Source organism: Marinobacter sp. MA, from assembly GCF_048298425.1.
Taxonomy (GTDB): Bacteria; Pseudomonadota; Gammaproteobacteria; order Pseudomonadales; family Oleiphilaceae; genus Marinobacter; species Marinobacter salsuginis.
Genome location: NZ_CP103058.1, coordinates 3,208,332 through 3,226,180 on the forward strand (window position 1 = coordinate 3,208,332; position 17,849 = coordinate 3,226,180).

16 protein-coding genes and 1 pseudogene are annotated in these 17,849 nt (G+C 56.8%); 4 read left to right on the forward strand and 13 right to left on the reverse strand.

Annotated features, from left to right (window positions below):
* Positions 1 to 74 precede the first annotated feature (74 nt).
* Positions 75 to 2,120, forward strand: a complete 2,046-nt coding sequence (paaZ, locus tag NUW46_RS14830) for a phenylacetic acid degradation bifunctional protein PaaZ (RefSeq protein WP_305965962.1) — start codon at positions 75 to 77, stop codon at positions 2,118 to 2,120.
* A 121-nt stretch (positions 2,121 to 2,241) separates the two neighbouring features.
* On the opposite strand, the gene NUW46_RS14835 is transcribed toward paaZ, so the two are convergent.
* From NUW46_RS14835 to NUW46_RS14860, 6 genes and pseudogenes are all read right to left on the reverse strand, one after another.
* On the reverse strand, positions 2,242 to 2,946 hold the full coding sequence (locus tag NUW46_RS14835; protein ID WP_069183653.1) for an ABC transporter ATP-binding protein: 705 nt from the start codon (positions 2,944 to 2,946) through the stop codon (positions 2,242 to 2,244).
* Between the two features lie 258 nt (positions 2,947 to 3,204).
* A pseudogene (locus NUW46_RS14840) lies at positions 3,205 to 3,606 on the reverse strand (ABC transporter); the annotation flags it as partial.
* A 17-nt stretch (positions 3,607 to 3,623) separates the two neighbouring features.
* Positions 3,624 to 4,382 (reverse strand): ABC transporter ATP-binding protein, encoded by a 759-nt coding sequence (locus tag NUW46_RS14845; protein ID WP_069182867.1) that lies wholly within the window; start codon positions 4,380 to 4,382, stop codon positions 3,624 to 3,626.
* The gene (locus NUW46_RS14850; protein ID WP_305965961.1) at positions 4,379 to 5,386 is read right to left on the reverse strand and encodes a branched-chain amino acid ABC transporter permease; all 1,008 of its coding nucleotides are present in this window, start codon (positions 5,384 to 5,386) and stop codon (positions 4,379 to 4,381) included. Before NUW46_RS14850 ends, NUW46_RS14845 begins: the two co-directional genes overlap by 4 nt.
* Complete coding sequence (locus NUW46_RS14855) at positions 5,386 to 6,261, reverse strand: branched-chain amino acid ABC transporter permease (RefSeq protein WP_209400614.1); 876 nt, start codon at positions 6,259 to 6,261, stop codon at positions 5,386 to 5,388. The genes NUW46_RS14850 and NUW46_RS14855 overlap by 1 nt, the downstream gene beginning before the upstream one ends.
* Positions 6,262 to 6,344: 83 nt before the next feature.
* Positions 6,345 to 7,502, reverse strand: a complete 1,158-nt coding sequence (locus tag NUW46_RS14860) for an ABC transporter substrate-binding protein (protein ID WP_305965960.1) — start codon at positions 7,500 to 7,502, stop codon at positions 6,345 to 6,347.
* A gap of 274 nt (positions 7,503 to 7,776) precedes the next feature.
* Here NUW46_RS14860 and paaX point away from each other — a divergent pair, with 274 nt between their 5' ends.
* The gene (gene paaX, locus NUW46_RS14865) at positions 7,777 to 8,745 is read left to right on the forward strand and encodes a phenylacetic acid degradation operon negative regulatory protein PaaX (protein WP_305965959.1); all 969 of its coding nucleotides are present in this window, start codon (positions 7,777 to 7,779) and stop codon (positions 8,743 to 8,745) included.
* Between the two features lie 7 nt (positions 8,746 to 8,752).
* On the opposite strand, the gene NUW46_RS14870 is transcribed toward paaX, so the two are convergent.
* Positions 8,753 to 9,262 carry an acyl-CoA thioesterase gene (locus tag NUW46_RS14870; protein WP_222465105.1) on the reverse strand — a complete coding sequence of 170 codons (510 nt, stop codon included), beginning with the start codon at positions 9,260 to 9,262 and terminating at the stop codon, positions 8,753 to 8,755.
* A gap of 212 nt (positions 9,263 to 9,474) precedes the next feature.
* Between NUW46_RS14870 and NUW46_RS14875 the strand changes: the two genes are divergently transcribed.
* The gene (locus tag NUW46_RS14875; RefSeq protein WP_418140491.1) at positions 9,475 to 10,629 is read left to right on the forward strand and encodes a hypothetical protein; all 1,155 of its coding nucleotides are present in this window, start codon (positions 9,475 to 9,477) and stop codon (positions 10,627 to 10,629) included.
* A 29-nt stretch (positions 10,630 to 10,658) separates the two neighbouring features.
* On the opposite strand, the gene NUW46_RS14880 is transcribed toward NUW46_RS14875, so the two are convergent.
* The 3 genes from NUW46_RS14880 to NUW46_RS14890 form a co-directional block, all read right to left on the reverse strand.
* Complete coding sequence (locus tag NUW46_RS14880; RefSeq protein ID WP_418140492.1) at positions 10,659 to 11,843, reverse strand: YbfB/YjiJ family MFS transporter; 1,185 nt, start codon at positions 11,841 to 11,843, stop codon at positions 10,659 to 10,661.
* A 30-nt stretch (positions 11,844 to 11,873) separates the two neighbouring features.
* Positions 11,874 to 12,440, reverse strand: coding sequence for an elongation factor P-like protein YeiP (gene yeiP / locus NUW46_RS14885; protein WP_069182860.1), 567 nt, complete (start codon positions 12,438 to 12,440; stop codon positions 11,874 to 11,876).
* Positions 12,441 to 12,514: 74 nt separating this feature from the next.
* A complete protein-coding gene (locus NUW46_RS14890; protein ID WP_418140493.1) occupies positions 12,515 to 13,546 on the reverse strand; it encodes a threonine aldolase family protein in 1,032 nt (343 codons plus the stop codon).
* A gap of 160 nt (positions 13,547 to 13,706) precedes the next feature.
* Here NUW46_RS14890 and NUW46_RS14895 point away from each other — a divergent pair, with 160 nt between their 5' ends.
* Entirely contained in the window at positions 13,707 to 15,908 is a 2,202-nt protein-coding gene (locus tag NUW46_RS14895; RefSeq protein ID WP_418140494.1) for a LemA family protein, read from the forward strand.
* Position 15,909: 1 nt separating this feature from the next.
* Here NUW46_RS14895 and NUW46_RS14900 read toward each other — a convergent pair whose 3' ends face one another.
* The 3 genes from NUW46_RS14900 to NUW46_RS14910 all read right to left on the reverse strand — a co-directional run bounded on the left by NUW46_RS14900 (position 15,910) and on the right by NUW46_RS14910 (position 17,819).
* Positions 15,910 to 16,608, reverse strand: a complete 699-nt coding sequence (locus tag NUW46_RS14900) for a crotonase/enoyl-CoA hydratase family protein (RefSeq protein ID WP_069184284.1) — start codon at positions 16,606 to 16,608, stop codon at positions 15,910 to 15,912.
* A 200-nt stretch (positions 16,609 to 16,808) separates the two neighbouring features.
* The gene (locus NUW46_RS14905; protein WP_418140495.1) at positions 16,809 to 17,303 is read right to left on the reverse strand and encodes a DUF1772 domain-containing protein; all 495 of its coding nucleotides are present in this window, start codon (positions 17,301 to 17,303) and stop codon (positions 16,809 to 16,811) included.
* 30 nt (positions 17,304 to 17,333) lie between these two features.
* Positions 17,334 to 17,819: a DUF3592 domain-containing protein gene (locus NUW46_RS14910; RefSeq protein WP_418140496.1), complete on the reverse strand. Its 486-nt coding sequence runs from the start codon at positions 17,817 to 17,819 to the stop codon at positions 17,334 to 17,336.
* Positions 17,820 to 17,849 lie beyond the last annotated feature (30 nt).

Here is a 17,849-nt window from a genome sequence, read left to right on the forward strand (position 1 = left end):
AACAAGACACGAGCAAGGCAAGTTCCGCAGCAGCGGAGCTTGCCTTCGCGTTTCAGAAACGAATGGAGTTTCCCATGTCAGTCCTGAAAAGTTTCATTGCCGGCCAGTGGGTCGGTGAAAAGCCTGCCAAGGCTTTGCCCAGCGCGGTGAATGGCGAGATCGTCGCTCACACCCACGACGACACCCTCGATTTCAAAAACGCCGTTGAGTATGGCCGCAAAGTTGGCGGTAAAAACCTGATGGCGATGGATTTCCAGGAGCGCGCCCTGGCCCTGAAGGCCATGGCCCTGTACCTCCAGGAGCACAAGAAAGAACTCTACGCCTTGTCGATGCATACCGGTTCCACCAAGGGTGATAACGGTATCGATATTGATGGCGGTTTCGGCACCCTGTTCTCCTACGCCAGCATGGGTCGGCGCGAACTGCCGTCAGGCAACGTGGTTCACGAGGGGCCAGTAACTCCGCTGGGCAAGAACAACCACTTTGCCGGTACCCACATTCTGGTTCCCCGTGGTGGCGTGGCGGTTCACATTGACGCCTACAACTTCCCGGTGTGGGGCATGCTGGAGAAGTTCGCGCCCACCTTCCTGGCGGGCATGCCATCCATCGTGAAGCCGGCTACCTCTACCTCCTACGTGACCGAACTGGCCGTGCGCCTGATGCACGAATCCGGCGCACTTCCGGAAGGAAGCCTGCAGTTGATCATCGGCAGCACCGGCGACCTGTTTGACCACCTGGAAGAGCAGGACGTGGTGACCTTCACCGGCTCCGCCGCCACCGCGCGCAAGCTTCGTAACCACCCGAACATCATCAACCGTTCGATTCCGTTCAACGCCGAGGCGGATTCCCTGAATAGTGCAATCCTCGCCCCGGACGTGACCCCCGAGCACGAAGAGTTCGATGTCTTCGTAAAGGAAATCCGCCGCGAGATGACTGCCAAGGCCGGTCAGAAATGTACCGCCATTCGTCGTATCTTCGTACCGAAAGACCAGGTAAACGCGGTCTGCGACAAGCTGAAAGAGCAGCTCTCCAAGATCACCGTGGGTGATCCCTCTGTCGAAGGCGTCCGCATGGGCGCGCTGGCCTCCATCGACCAGCTGGAAGATGTCAAAGCCAATATCCAGGAACTGCTCAAGACCAGCGAGCTGGTTATCGGTGGTGACGGAAGCTTCAAGGCCACCGGCGAGGGCACCGAGAAGGGCGCTTTCATCGAGCCGCACCTGCTGCTGTGCCGTAACCCGGAAAACGGCTGTGGTGCTCACGACATTGAAGCCTTCGGCCCCGTGGCTACAGTGATTCCCTACGACACCATCGAAGATGCCGTTGAGCTGTGCTCCAAGGGTCGCGGCTCACTGGTTACTACGCTCACCACCCGCGATCCCGCCATTGCCGGCAAGGTTGCGCCTCTACTGGCTGCGTTCCACGGCCGTCTGCACCTGCTGGATGCCGAAGCGGCGAAAGAGTCCACTGGCCACGGCTCCCCCCTGCCGATGCTCAAGCATGGTGGCCCCGGTCGTGCCGGCGGCGGTGAGGAACTGGGCGGTATCCGTGCGGTACACCATTACCTGCAGCGCACCGCGATCCAGGGCTCCCCGACCATGCTCGCAGCGGTTACCCGTGAGTATGTGCGTGGCGCAGACGTTATCGAAACCGAAGTACACCCGTTCCGTCGCCATTTCGAGGACTTGCAGATCAACGAGTCTCTGCTTACCCATCGTCGTACGGTGACCGAAGCAGACATCGTGAACTTCGGCTGCCTCTCCGGTGACCATTTCTACATGCATTTCGATGAACTTGCCGCCCGGGAATCCCAGTTCGGCAAACGCATCGCCCACGGTTACTTCGTACTGTCGGCCGCGGCCGGCCTGTTCGTTTCCCCGGGCGAAGGCCCGGTCCTGGCGAACTACGGCCTGGATACACTGCGGTTCATTGAGCCGGTTGCGCCGGGAGATACCATCCGGGCGAGGCTGACCTGCAAGCGCAAGATCGATCAGGGTCGGACATCCCCCGACGGCCACCCCCAGGGTGTGGTGGTATGGGACGTCCAGGTGACCAACCAGAACGACGAGCTGGTTGCGAGCTATGACATCCTGACACTGGTTGCCAAGAAGCCCGAGTAACACCGGGCTTCCCTGCTTTCTCCCTGTCCTGGACCCCAGGGAGAAAGCCTCAGGCAAATAAAAGGGGGACAGGTCGCAAGACCTGTCCCCCTTTTATTGGTGCAAGGAAAATCCCTGGCGATTACATGCCCAGGTAAGCCTCCCGCACTTTCTCATTGCTGAGCAGCTCACGGCCGGTGCCTTCAATCACCACCTTACCGGTCTCAAGCACATAGCCGCGATCCGCCAGCGCCAGGGCCTGGGAGGCATTCTGCTCCACCAGGAAGATGGTAATGCCCTCTTCCTTGAGCTCCTTGACGATGTTGAAGATTTCTTCAACGATCAGCGGCGCCAGGCCCATGCTTGGTTCATCCAGAAGCAGAAGTCTTGGCTTGGCCATCAGGGCCCGGCCCATCGCCAGCATCTGCTGTTGACCACCGGACAGCTCACCCGCCAGGTTATGACGTTTCTGACGCAGAATCGGGAACTTGGTGTACATCCGCTCCAGATCGTCCATCACTTCGGGCGTTTTGCCTCGAGTGTAGGCCCCCAACAGCAGGTTGTCGTGGACGCTCAGGTCCTTGAACACCTGCCGGCCTTCGGGCACCTGAACGATACCGTTAGCCACCCGCTGATCGGCACTGATCTTCGCCAGATCCTTGCCTTCAAAGGTAATGGCACCGCGATCCGTAGGCTGCAGGCCGGAGATGGTCATCAAGAGCGTGGATTTACCCGCGCCGTTGGCACCCACCAGTGACACGATCTCGCCGCTGTTGATGTGGATGTCCACATCGTGCAGAACTTCAATCTGGCCGTAGGAGGTAACCAGTCCCTTGATCGACAGCATTTCCTGTTTGGCATGGGGCGCAGTAACCCGATCCGCATGTTTCAGGCCCAGCCCACCGAATTTCTCCGGGGTATAGCTGACAATCTGGTGCCGCAACTCGCGGAACTCTTCCCGGACGCGCTCACCGAACAGGGGATCATTTTCCACGTCCCGGGCTTCGATGATCTGCTGCCAGTCTTCCTCGGTCAGCAGTTTACGGGCCCGCGGGATAACCACGCCCTCTTCCTTGCGGATGTGCTTGCGCAGGGCTTCCGTGAAACGGGCCAGGGCATGACTGAATTCTTCGCGACCTTCCGGCCAGCCTTCTTCGCACTCGGCCAGCAACCGGCGCAGCTCCAAAAGCTTCTCATGGCCGATGACATAGCCCTTGGCCAGCTTTTCCAGAAGGGGCGCCGTCTCCGGAGACTTCTCGCTGAGCCGCTTGTAGAGCTCGATATCCGTCGGCGTACTATGGACACGCTGGGAGAAGTGCTGGATGTAATCGAAAATGGTCGTCAGCAGCCGTTCATCGGGCCGCTGATCGTTGACGTTCATGTCACTCAGCAACTGATCCAGCAGATCCAGAATCCGCCACAGCGCCTGGTGCTCATGAACAATAATCCGTACGGCCTGCTCACTGCGTGACTGGGCAGGCGCCATTTCAGTAGTTTGCTCGCTCATGTGAAATGTCTCCTTGCTCAGCCACCCAGATAGGCGGCAATAACATCCGGGTTCTGTCGGATTTCCTCGGGGGTTCCTTCAGCCAGAACACGGCCATAGTTAAGCACCAGCAACCGGTCCGAAATACCCATCACCAGCTTCATGTCGTGCTCAACCAGCATTACCGTGGTGCCCTGATCCGCAATCTTCCGGATCAGCTCCTCCAGGGCAGCGGTTTCAACCGCGTTCAAACCGGCCGCCGGCTCGTCCAGGAGTATCACCTTCGGTTCAGCCGCCAGTGCCCGGGCGATTTCAAGGCGCTTGAGGGCGCCATAGGACATGGCGGAGGCTTCCGTATCAAGGTATTCACCGCAGCCAACATATTCCATCAGCTCAGCGGCACGCTTACGGGCTGCAGCTTCATCACGGCGCAAGGACGGCAACCGGAACAGAGTCGTCAGCAGCGTGCTTTTCAGCTTGAGATGACGCCCCAACATAACGTTCTCTATGGCCGTCATGTTCATACAGATCTGCATTTGCTGGAAGGTACGGCACATGCCCCGTTCAGCGAGGTCATTCGGCTCCAGCTTGGCGGTACTCTCACCGTTCAGCAGGATCTCGCCCTTGGTTGGTGTGTAAAGCCCCGTGATCAGGTTGAACAGCGTGGTCTTGCCGGCACCATTGGGACCAATAACCGAATAGACCTGCCCTGCCTCTACGGCGAAGCTCACACCTTCCACCGCATGGACGCCACCGAAGGCTTTATCCAGCCCTTTGACTTCTACCAGCGCTGTCATGCCTCACCTCCCGCTTTCTTGCGCATTCTCTTGGAAACAAACGCGGAGAGAGTGGGCAACAGCCCCTTGGGCATAAAAATCATGGTAAGCATCAGTATCAGGCCGAACATGACGTGCTCCAGCTCCTGGAAATCCGCCAGGACCTGGGGCAACAGCTTCAACACCACGGCACCAAGAATTACACCGAAGGTGGATCCCATGCCACCCAGCACAACCATGGTGATGAACAGGATGGAAAATTCGAAACTTGCGACTGCGGGCGTAATAAAGCCCTGGAAATGGGCATAAAGACTGCCCATGAGGCTGGCGTAGATGGCAGAAATCACGAACACCAGGCTTTTGTACTTCGCGGTATTTACACCAACAACACTGGCAGCCACTTCCGAGCCGTGAACCGAACGCAGTGCCCGGCCAATAGGCGATTCAATAAGGTTCAGGGCAAACCAGACCGCCACCAGAAGTACGACACTGGCAAAGATATACCAGGCCTGGAAGCCTTCAATCTCGATGCCAAACAGTGAATAACTTCCAAACGCACTCAGCTCCCAGCCAAACACTTCGAACGCCGGCACCGGCATGCCATCCGGCCCGCCCGTCAGCGCCCGCTCGTTGTTCAGGATAATAGCGATAATGAAGCCCACGGCGAGGGTTGCCATGGAGAGATAATGGCCTTTCAGGCGCAAGATCGGACGACCAACAATCCAGGCAATGAAGCCGACAACGATTGCGCCCACCACCAGAGCCGGCACAGAAGACCAGCCATAGGTGCCGGTTGCGATACCGGTGAAATAGGCACCAAGACCAAAGAATCCGGCGTGCCCCAGGCTGATCTGCCCGGCGTAACCAACCAGAAGATTCAGGCCAACCACCGTTGCGGCAATGATCGCTATCTGGGTGACCAGCTCATAATGGAACGGGTTGCCCAGAAAAGCAGGGAGAATGATGAGAATCAGGGCTAGAATAATCAGCCCTCGGAGACGCGACTGCATAAAGGTATTCAACATCAGACGCGCTCCACTACCTTGGCACCAAACAAGCCGCGGGGCAAGAAGAACAGCACCAGCAGGATCATGGAGAAGGCCACGGCGTCTTTGTAGTCAGACGAGATATAGCCCGCCGCCATGGCTTCAACGATACCTAGCGACAGTCCGCCGACAACCGCGCCAACACCGCTACCCAGGCCGCCAATCGCAGCCGCCACAAAGCCTTTCAGCCCGAGAATGATACCGATGTCGTAGGACGTGAAGGTAATGGGAGCCACCACAATACCGGCTACCGAGCCCAGCAGTGCTGACACCATGAACGCCAGCATCAGAACCATCTGGGTCCGGATACCGACAAGGCGTGCCGCCTCCTTGTTCATTGACGTCGCCAGAATCGCTTTACCTATCAGTGTCTTGGTAAAGAAGAGCACCAGACCTACCACCAGAATGGCACCGATGCCCAGAACCCAAAGGCTCTGGCTGTTCAGCACCGCACCGAACACCTCGATGGGCTGGTCTGTGCTGAAATTCTGCATCACGTGGTATTCCTTTCCCCAGACAACCTGGGCAATACCGCGAATAAAGATCGACGCACCGATGGTGATGATAATAAGAGTCACGACATCCGCCTGCTTGGCCGGCGCAATGGCAAACCGCTGCAGGGCGATACCGAGAATACCGGCCAGAATAACGGCTAAAACGACCGCCAGGATCATGGGCACACCCATGGCCGTGAGGGAAACCGTCGCCATACCTCCAATCATCAGGAATTCGCCCTGGGCAAAGTTGATGACGTGACTGGCGTTATAGATCAGGGTGAAGCCGAGAGCGATCAGCGCATAGGTTGCGCCGATAGTGACCCCGGTAAACAGGTACTGTAAGAATTCTGCGAACATAGCGGTATTTCCGGTCGAACATCGGCTGGCAGACGCCCAGGGGGAGAGGGACGTCGCCAGCCGCGAGACAGGTTAAAGGAGGATCAGTTAATCAGCTTCCATTCGCCATTCTGGACTTCCAGAATGCGGAAGGACTCCGGATCAAGGCCGTTGTGGTCTTCCGGTGACATATTGAACACACCGGTCACGCCGACATAGCCATTGATGCTTTCCAGCGCGTTACGAACGGCTTCCGGATCGGTAGAACCGGCTTCTTCCATCGCGCGAACTGCCAGCATCAGGCCGTCGTAGGCATAGGCACCGAAGGTAGACACTTTGGAATCCCAACGGGCTTCGTATTCAGCCTTGTAGTTCTGAACCACTTCTTTCTGGGGGTCGCTGTCCGGCAGGGAGTCCGGCACCAGCAGCGGAGAGGCGGGCAAACGCAGGCCTTCGGCAGAAGAGCCAGCCAGCTCCAGGAAGCTGTCAGAAGCTACACCGTGGGACTGATAGAACGGAAGCTCCATGCCGAGCTGAGCATAGTTACGGGTCACGATGGCCGGGCCCTGGCCAAAACCGAAGTTAAGAACCGCTTGCACACCACTTGTGTTACGGATATTGGTCAGCTGGGCGGTCATGTCTGTATCAGATCCGCTGTAGGTCTCATCGGCAACAACTTCCATGCCCATCTGCTCGGCCACTTCCAGGGTCTGGGTGCGACCGGAGCTGCCGAACCCGCCGGTACCGGAAATGAGGCCAAACTTGGTAATACCGCGGTCTTTCATGTCTGCAAGGATACGCTCAGCCGCCATGCGATCGGTCTGGGGCGTCTTGAAGACCCACTTCTTGACAGGATTGGTAATAACGACAGCACCGGCCAGGGAGATAAACGGTACGCCCGCCTGCTCAACGAGCGGAACGGCCGCCATGGTTGCGCCTGTGGTACTTCCGCCAACGATGATGTCCACCCGGTCAGAACGGATAAGACGGCTGGCGAAATTACGGGCCGAAGAGGCGTTACCAACGTCGTCGTAGTGGATCAGCTCGAGCTGACGACCAAGGACACCACCTTCTTCATTGATTTTTTCAACGTACATTTCGAGCGTTTTCAGCTCGGGATCACCAAGGAAGGATGCCGGCCCTGTGACGGACAGGAACGATCCGATCCTGATGGGATCAGCTGCCTGGGCGCTCATCATCATGAGACTGGCGGCTGCAACGGCTGCGCATTTTCCTGCGCGACGAATCACTGTTTTAAACATTGTTTTTGTTCTCCCGAATTGTGCAGGGGCTTGAGTTTTTGTGTCTTCGCTCCCGGTATAATTCGATACCATTGACGAATATCAAACGAAGTTATTGTATCATAACTCTCGTGTCAACAGATTTAGGGAGAGCATCGACACAGCTCTTTCAGTAAAGCCGACACTGGCGCAACGCGCCAGCACGGCAAATACAAAGACAAACCTTTACCTGACACGTAAGAACCGCATAATACGTGCAACGTGTTTCATTGATTCTTATTTGCGAACTCAGGCCATGACTGCAAAAAGCCAGCTCGAATTGCTCGTCAAGAACTTCCAGAATAAGCGGCCGCTGCGCGCAGGCTCTCTCATCATTACCATCTACGGCGACGCCATCGTTCCCCGCGGCGGCAATGTCTGGCTGGGAAGCCTGATGAAGCTGGTTGAGCCCATGGGCATCAGTCAGCGGCTGGTTCGCACCTCCGTGTATCGCCTGGTTCAGGAATCCTGGCTGCAAACTGAGAAAGTGGGTCGTTGCAGTTACTACAGCCTCACCGGCCCTGGACTGCGCCGGTTCGAGCAGGCGTTCCAGCACGTTTACAACCTGGATACCGAGGAATGGAGCGGGAGCTGGTGTCTGGTGTACCTGAACCAGCTGTCCCCGGAGCTGAGACAAAAAGTCCGGGAAGAACTCAAGTGGTTGAGTTTCGGCAGCATGGCGCCGGGTTTGATGGAGCACCCCCGATTCACACGTAGTGAGCTGATCCCGATGCTCCAGGAATGGGGCGCCCTGGAAGACACCATCGTCATGCAGACCATGCCTATGGAGCAGAAGAGCCCAAAGGCGCTGAGACTGCAGGTTCGGGAGAGCTGGAACCTTGAAGAGCTGGGCGGTCGGTACCGTCGATTCCTGAGTCAATTCCGTCCGCTGTGGCGGGAGCTTCAGTCTGAGGACACACTGAGCCCCGAGGAATGCCTTATTCTCCGGATACTCCTGATCCACGAATACCGCAAGATCCTGCTGCGGGATCCGCTGTTGCCGGATGAACTGCTGCCCGGCGACTGGGAAGGACGCAGTGCCAAACAGCTGTGTCGCAACCTGTACCGGCAGATCTACGCACGCGCCGAGCAGTGGCTCGACGAAAACCTGGAAAACGCCTCTGGCCCCCTTCCCGGTCCTGGTGAAAAGTTCTACAAGCGTTTTGGCGGATTGAGAGACACCGCGCCCACGACAGAACCCAGAACAGAACCGGAAGTGCTATAAACCATGGCTAATCAGAGGATTGCCCGTCAGCGGACGAGAGCTGTTCTCTGGTTGCCAAACGCCCCTCGCGACGGATTTCCGCATTCTTGAAGCGGCGTTTCTGTTCGGCCGTCTCTGGAATCACTTCTGGCACGTCCACCGGACTGTCATTGTCGTCCAGTGCAACAAAGGTGAAAAAGGCCGAAAGAATATGCCGGGTGTCGCCGGTGTAGCTGTTTTCGGCCTCCACCCTCGCACCGATTTCCATGGAAGAGCCCCAGCTCCGGTTCAGCGAAAGACTGAATAACAGCGTATCGTTTCCCTTTGCCGGCGCCCTGAAATGGATTGAATCCACGGCAGCCGTCACACAAACATGGGCGGAATGGCGCTCCGCAACCACCAGAGCCAGCCGGTCGCACTTCGCCATGATCATGCCGCCGAACACCGTGTTGTGGGAATTCATGTCGTTCGGAAACACCTTGTAAACGTGCTTCTCAATAGCGGATGCTGATACGGGCTTTGAAGGCTTGTCAGCCATGAACGATCCTCTTTCCGGTTCTGTTAATCATAATTTGAACATCAGCAAGAAAGTCAGCGTCTACCCGACATCCCCGATGCCTCTAAGTGAAACTTCCACATACGGCATTCTCACTCTGTGTCACTGCGCAAAGATAGAACCTGAAATACTGGTTTAGCCCAAATGATGTATTACTATGGCCCCACATTTGTTGACTCAGGGATGATCAAAGCATGGTGAAGCAACATTTCCGTTATTCCGCCAGTATTTTAAAAACCGGCCAGCTACTGGGCGCACTCATTGCGCTATTCGCCTTCATGCTGGGAAGCCTCCTCCTGCTGGAACTGCCAAACCTCAGTGAAATGGACTTCGCCGAGATATTCAGAGACGACTATGGAAACATCCACTTCGAGTTACAGATTCTGGTTATCGTTTCGCTGATCGGCGCGTTGGTTGCAGCAGCCAACCGAAAAGTGAAAGTGACCCTGGACAGTGAAACCGTCAGCATCAAAATTCCCAAACTGACCGGGCTCGGGTTGATGGGATTGACCACTGGCGAGCATCGGATCCCGCTGCACACCATTCGGAAGATCGAGCTGACCCCGGTCACGGGGTTCCGGAATATGGCCCAGGCTATTCAGCAATCGCGGCTCCGCCTGATCACCGACAGTAAAACCTACCTGCTCCAACCCTACAACTTTTTGCAGGTTGGCGCGCCGGATCACCGACTGGGGCTTACGGGAGCCTTCGGGAAACCCAAGGCACGAGTGGAAGCCATAATCAACGAAGCGCCTCTCGTGAGGGCCCTGTCTGAAGCAGCCGGTGAAGCAAGTGTTGCCTCGAAACCTGTTGACCGTTCCGGACCCCTGGCCAAACAGTTCAACCTCCTCAGGCACCGGGGCATGGTGATCGAACTTGTACTGCTGACCGGCCTGGGCGCCTACGCGCTGATCGATTACCTATTGCTCACCAACTATCTGATTCTTGGAGACCTCCCCCTGTGGCCATTTGTCTCTGCAGGCCTACTCGCGGGCGCACTGGGAATACGGCTCGGCAGAGGTGCCCCTGGTGCTGAGCGGGTGGGAGTTGCAGCTATGCTCTGTATGGTGGCGATCGCTGCAACTTATCCCGGAATACAGCGTTACACCCTGATCGCTTCGCCTGAGCCAATGTCCGTTGCCTATGAAATGACCGGGGCGGCCCACTTTGAGCATTCAGACTATCCTGCGATTGACCAACGGAGCAGTAATATTACCGAATACTGGGAAAGCCTCGAGACAGGAACGAACGTCGATTTCCTGATTCATAAACCGGTGCTGGGCTTTAGTCTGGTTGATATGTCCCCTGTTTACGAAAAGAGCCGGGCTTTTTACCGGGCCAGGGAGTAACTGGATTCCCACAGGCACTGCGGCGATACTCACGGGGAAAGAGCAGGTTCGGCCTCTCTTTCCTTCGCCCGCCTTGCCAGGTGGAGCATCAACACCCCCAACGCCATCACCACCAGCGTCAGCCACAGACCGTTGGTGTAGTTGCCCTCCAAATCGGCGAGATAGCCAACCACTGCAGGCGCTACCATCTGTGCGATGCCATAGCTGAACGTGAGCCGGCTCATGGGGCGTGATGGATTTTCCGGGAACACCCGCCCCACCATTGCCAGCATCATGCTGACAATACCGATAAAGCTCGCGCCGTAAATAACCGAACTGAGCATCACACTGGCCAGACTGGTGTTCACGATCAGCATCAGGATGCTGACGGAGTTCAGGGTGTAAGCCAGATACAAGGCCAGCCACTGCCCCCAGCGGCGGGAGAACACATCCCACAACCAGCAGGCCGGCGTTGCCGCAAGGCCTGCAATCAGCCAGACCAGCCAGCCCTGCCCCTGGAGCTCGGGCATGGATTCTGCAATTGCTACCAGGAAGGTGGCCGTGACCACATAGCCCACGCCGGCGCAGAAATACGCCAACTGGAGGATCCGTATGAACCGGCTGCGTTCATCACCTGTTTTGGCCGCACCTGTTTTCGGCAAGGCACAGGCCCTGTAGTCCGGCATCCAGCGCCAGGCAGGCACCAGAAGCGCAAGGGCCACGAGGCCGTAGATTACCCATTGCTGATCCCAGGTAAACGGATCCTTGATCAGCTCCGCGGTAACGGCGGTCAGGACAATCCCGAGGCCGATACCGGAAAAGAACACCCCAAGCTCGGACTTCTGGTTGTGCTTGATCAGCCAGCTCATCAACAGCCCGGCGCCCAACAGCATCCCCGCTGAGGTGCTCAGACCGGAAATGAAGCGCAGCAGGTACCAGAGCCACACATTGGTGGTGTAGCCCATCAGCACAGTGGAGACCACGGCAACCACCAGGCCAAGCTGGTAAAGCCTGACCTTGAGATCAAGATCGCTGATCCGGGTAATGAGCACTGCCCCGGTCAGGTAGCCCGCGTAATTCACAGTAGCCAGCAGGCCCACCACGGACTTGCTCAGCCCGAGCGCAGCCACCATTTCCGGGATCATCGGCGTGTAGGAGAATCGGGCAATACCGACCATCACTACCACCGAAATCACGCTGGCGACCAGCACCTTGATTGTTTCTATCGGCTTCACGGAGATTCCTTACTGCGAAACGTCTTCAGATCAGGCGCGGCCCAGGAACTTGCGCTCCTCCACGTTAATGCGAATGCGATCTCCTGTGGAAATGTGCTCGGGAACCTGAACAACCAGGCCCGTGGCAAAGCGGGCGGGCTTGGTTCTTGCTGTCGCCGAGCCGCCTTTGACAGACGGATCTGTTTCGTCAATCACCAGCTCCACCGTCGGCGGCAGTGCCAGTGCAACCGGAGCATCCTTCAACAGGATGACCATCACGCCCTGAGTGTCCTCTGAGATGAACAGCAACTCGTCGGCGATGGCTTCACGATTCAGGCTGTACTGGGTGAAGTCTTCGGTATCCATGAACACATACTCATCGCCATCCGCGTAGGAGAAGGTGACCTCCCGACGAGTGAGATCGGCCAGGTTGAGCATGTCGGAATCCTTGAACGTCTCGTCCAGCTTCTGGCCGGTGACCACGTCATACATGCGCATGCGGTAGAGACTGCCGCCGGCACGACCCTGAGGCACTGAACGCTCAATATCCTTCACAAAATACACCCGACCATCGTATTCAACGGCGGAATTCTTTTTGATTTCACTGGCTCTGGGCATGTCTTATGGTTCCGTAAAATTTGGGGTTTTGGGGCTGCTGATATACCACGACTTCGCCCCGGAATCGATAGCTCTTAGCTCACGAAGGCTCGTACATCCGACAGGAAACGGTCGACCTGTTCAGTGCTCGTAGCCCAGGAACACATCAGGCGGGCACTGCCACCGATAAAGTTGTAAAAGCGCCACCCCCTGGCCCGCAGAGCTGCCTGCACAGAGTCCGGCATTTCCACAAAAACACCGTTCACCTGCCTCGGATAGCGTAACCGAATACCGGGAAGCCCTTCCAAGCCTTCGGCAAGACGCTGTGCACAGGCATTGGCATGGCGCGCATTCTCCAACCACACATCCCCTTCGAGAAGCCCGCACCAGGGTGCCGAAATGTAGCGCATCTTCGAGGCCAGCTGGCCGGCCTGCTTGCAGCGCCATTCGAAATCCTCCGCCAGAGAACGGTTGAAAAACACCACTGCCTCGCCAAGCGCCAGACCATTCTTGGTGCCCGAAAAACAAAGAACGTCGACACCGGCCTTCCAGGTAATCTCGGACGGGTGCACATCCAGCGCTGCCACCGCATTGGCGAAGCGGGCACCGTCCATATGGATATTAAGCCTGTGGCGATCAGCAACCTCTCGAATAACCCTGAGTTCCTCGGGCGTATACACCGTGCCCACTTCCGTGGCTTGAGTGAGACTGAGCGCCTTGGGCTTGGGGTAGTGAATGTCGGTCCGTTTGGTGACCAGGTGTTCGATACTCTCCGGCGTAAGCTTGCCGTTTTCCCCCTGCCCCAGAAGAAGTTTGGCGCCGTTGGAGGCATACTCAGGGCCGCCGCATTCGTCGGTCTCGATGTGCGCAAGCTCATGACAGATCACGCTATGGAACGACTGACCGATTGACGCCAAGGCCAGGGAGTTGGCGGCGGTGCCGTTGAACACAAAGTAAACGTCACAGTCGGTATCGAACAGCGTCCTCAGACCATCCGCTGCCTTTTGAGTCCAGCTGTCCTCGCCATAGGCTGGTTCATCCATGCGATTGGCCGCTTCCATGGCCTTCCAGGCCTGTGGGCAAACTCCGCTGTAGTTATCGCTGGCAAACTGCTCGGACTGGGACACAACCGCTCCTGAAATCTGAAAGGAAAGCCTTTTACGTTATAGCAACCGCCAGCAGTTGCCAACTTGCCAATACCCGGTTGCCACTGGATTGGCAGAATGGAAAAGCCGGATACTTTATACTCTTGCCCCTTAAAGCCAGCAGCACAGGGGCACTCCCGCCATGAGGCGTTTCAACATCGCCAGCATTCCCGGCCGGATCATTACCGCCATTCTCGCAATCGGCTGCCTGGCCGGCAGCTACTACGCCATGACCACCGGTCTGAGCCAGCTCACCGAGGCGCGGCAACTGGAACGACTTCCCGAGACCCCCGTTGGAGCATTGACCACGGGCCCTTATGTCATCGCCGGCGAAGTCACCGATCAGTTGGGAATCCTGGAAACGCCCTACTCCAAGACCGAAGCGGTCTACTATCGCTACAAGCTTGAGGAGGAATATCGCGACTCCGACGGTGATCTGCGAATCCGCACCCTGGATTCCGGCTCCCGCGGCCGGGATTTCCTGCTGCGCGACCAGACCGGCTCCGTCACCGTGGCCGCAGGCGGCAACCTCCAAAGTGCCGAGTGGGCCCTGGACCGAACCTATCGCCAACAATCGGGCCGACGAATCTATTCGGAGTGGGCACTCGTTCCTGGCAACACCGCCAGGGTAATAGGCCAATACAATAGCAACACCGCGTCTATCAGCTTCGCAGGGCTCGAGGACTTCAGCCTGCCCGCCATGGTTTCGAGGAACACCCTGGCCGCGGACAGTGGCGATCGCTTCTTTGAGGCAGCCATCCGTATTTCCATCGCAACCGGTCTGCTGGCTCTGGGCGTTGCGCTACTGCTGCCCCTTGTAAAGATTCACCGATTCTGGGTCTACGTATTGGTAATGACAGTTACGGTGTCCGGAACACTCTCGGTGCTTGGCATCAACAAACTCCGGCAGGAATGGTCTGCCATCGCCAACTTGTATGAGACCCGCTACCAACAGATCGATGAGGCCGGCAACCCCTCGCTGGTACTGGCCGACGTGGCCGCACTGCAGCAACTGATCCGCCAGAGCACCAGTGGCTGGCTGGATCGCTGGATGTTCCGGAGCGTGGTCCAGAATCGCCTGCCCGTTCCCGAGCTGGATGAAAGGACAGCAAACATGGCCCAATCTATCGTGGCCAGCCAGCCCGAAGGCCGATATCAGCACGCCTGGACCAGCCGGGGGCTGGCAGCAGCCAGCATTATTGCTGCCCTCTTGCTCTTGTGGTTGTCGATCCGGACCGTCAAATTCAAGCGCCTGATTGAGGCGGTTCCCACCAGCAGCACCCGAGGCCTCAGTTTCGGCCTGTCTGAGCTCAAGGCCATGGTGGATGTTGATGATGACCACCCGCCTCTTCGTGACCCACTGAAAAACGAAAAATGCGTGGCCTTCGATTACAAGGTGGAAGAGAAGCGTGGCTCCGGAAAAAACGAAAAATGGCGTGTGATAGAGCATCGCCAGGAAAGCGTACCTTTCTGGCTTGAGGACAACGAGGGGAAGGTTCTCGTACAGCCAGACGGTGCGAAGATCGAATACCCGCAATACCATTCAGAGCGCGAAGGTGACAGGCGTTACACTGTGCGCTTCCTCGACACCTTCGTGAATGTCTATTGCCTGGGCTTTGCCGGCCTGGACCCTGACAGGCCGGACCGACTCACAATCCAGAAGGACGAAGCTTCACCCTTCCTGATCAGTGGCAACGAAGAAGAGGACATAGTGCTGGACCGCGGAGCACGGGGTTTTGCGGGCATTGCCCTGACCCTCGGCCTGTTCCTGTTTGCAACCACCGCCCTGTTTGCGGCAGACGGCGGTTTCAGCCCGGACAACCTGATTCTGTCGGCACTGACGGTACCGTTTGTACTGCTCATTTACACCGGCATCCTGCACTACAACGACATTGTTTTTCTGAAAAACCGCGTTGATCGAGCAGCCGCCAATATCGGTACCATTCTCCAGCAACGCCATGACCTGTGGCCCAACCTGGAGAACGTCGTCAAGGCGTCTCTGACCCATGAAAAACAGCTGCTGAAAGCCATTGCCCAGCTGCGCAACGCTGACCCTGCCGAGATGAATTCGAGCGGGCAGGCAGACAAGCTGATTCAGTTCGAGAAGAAGGTAACCAACGCACTTCAGGCCCGGATCGAAGGCTATCCGGACCTGAAGAGCAGCGAGGTGATTCAGAAATTCATGTTGATCATGGCAGAGACGGAAAACTATCTTTCGCTACTGCGAAACAGCTACACCGAGAGTGCCATGATCTACAACACGCGGATTCAGTCGTTCCCCGACGTAATCCTCGCCAAACTGTTCCGTTTTCGCGAAGCAGCCCAGTTTGGTTCCGAAGCCTGAACTAGCCGTTCAGGCCGAGGTGCTCGGCATCCTGCTCGATGCAGCGATCCAGCAGCGCCAGATAGTCCGCCTTCGCCTTCACCTTGGTTTCACGATGAGCGCGCATGTTCAGGGTCTTGAAGTGGAGCGCCAGCTCGGTGGCCCGCTCAACCAGCTTGTCCTGGGCAACCACCTCATCCAGGAAGCCCGCCTCCACAGCTCCTTGCGGGTTGTAGATCTCCGCGTTCACGACCGAGCGATAGAAGTGCGCAGGCGCCAGTCGATGGCGGGCAATTTCGATCCCGGCGTGGTGCATGGTCATGCCGATTGCAACCTCGTTCAGGCCGAGTTTGAAGGGCCCCTCAATACCAATGCGGTGATCCACTGACAGCAGAATGAAGGCGCCTTTAGCAATGGCATGGCCGCTACAGGCACCAATAATCGGCAAGGGGAACGCCGCCAGTCGACGGGTAAAGGTGGAGCCAGTCTTGACCAGCGTGGCGGCCTCTTTGGGGCCTTTCTGCATTTCTTTCAGATCATAGCCGGCAGAGAAAACGCCTGGCTGGCCAGTCAGGATCACAACGGCCTTGTCCTGCTCTGCCCGATCCAGCGCGGCATTGAGCCCCTCGAACACCTCATGGCTCAGGGCGTTGGCCTTGCCATTGCTGATGGCAATCGTAGCGACACCGTCTTTCAAGTCATAACTTACCAGCTCAGTCACTTGTACTACCTCTCTACCGGAATTAAAGTGAGTGTTTGTTTACTTCACTGAACCTGATTGTGTGGCACACGAGCCCGAGTTTCAATATCCATTTGTCATGTCGCCTGAACGTGCATGAACATTGGCTCAATTAACCCGCCAGAAGCCTCCCCCCAAGACCCTTGAGATCAGGGATTATCGTTCCCTGCTCGCGGGCTGTGTCAAAGCCAAAGAAGAACCAGCATCATTAAGGCGCTAACCGCGGAAGCGAATAATGTCCTGATCAAGTTCCATTTCACCCACCTGGGCTCGAAAGATCGCCTAGCTGAATCGAGCGCGCGTTCATCCATCTCGTTCACATTCAACGTTTGCAAGGCGTTATTCAGCGGAACATTTATACGGAACGTTGGGAGCTGTACTCCAAGGATATAAGCGATTGCACTGGCACTCACCAGGGTTGGTACCATGCCGTCGTGTTGCAGGATGGCCAGAATTGCCGCCGCCACGATAGCGACGACGGACCCTATCCACACAACACCAAAGACCGGTTGACCGGCCTGGATCACGCCGTCGATGGTCTGGAAGGCACGGATGAATTCTTTATCCGACAAGCTTCCGATTCCGGGCATGATCACCGATGCGAAGGCAAAGACAAACCCTGCTGTTAAGGCCGATAACAATGTAGCCACGAGCAATGCCAGTTCAAACAAAGTCATGATCTTTCCTCCTGGAACTATTCTCAGGGTTCAATAATAGGAGGCAATGTAGGTAAGCAGCGGACCGATCCAAATCGCGAAAGAAACGCAGACTCCGAATTTACCGGGTTTCAACAGCGTGCTTTTCTTGGGATTGTTCGGGTTATAGAAAATCTTAACCAAGTCCCCCTGCCGATCCACGCTTTTGAACTGGTGCTCGAGAATACCCCTGGCGTTTCGATTGGTGACGAAGATCCAAGGTGAAACACGTTTGCCCTGATACCTTTTGCCGTGGACCTCATATTCATAGAGGGCGCTGACAACATAACGCGTATCAGCATCATATCGATCACTTCCACCAAAGGTGCGGGTGCCTCCGTCCAGTAATTTGCCTGTGACTGAAGGCCACTGCCTCATACGCAACTGGCCGAAGAGCGAAATGCTCATGATCAAAAAGCAGTAAAGCGCAATGAAAAACATGACACCCTGCTTTTCACCTGCTCTAGCCAGCTCCCACATCGTAATCAGGTATTCCACGCGGTTTGCTCTTTTGGTTGAGGATGGCCT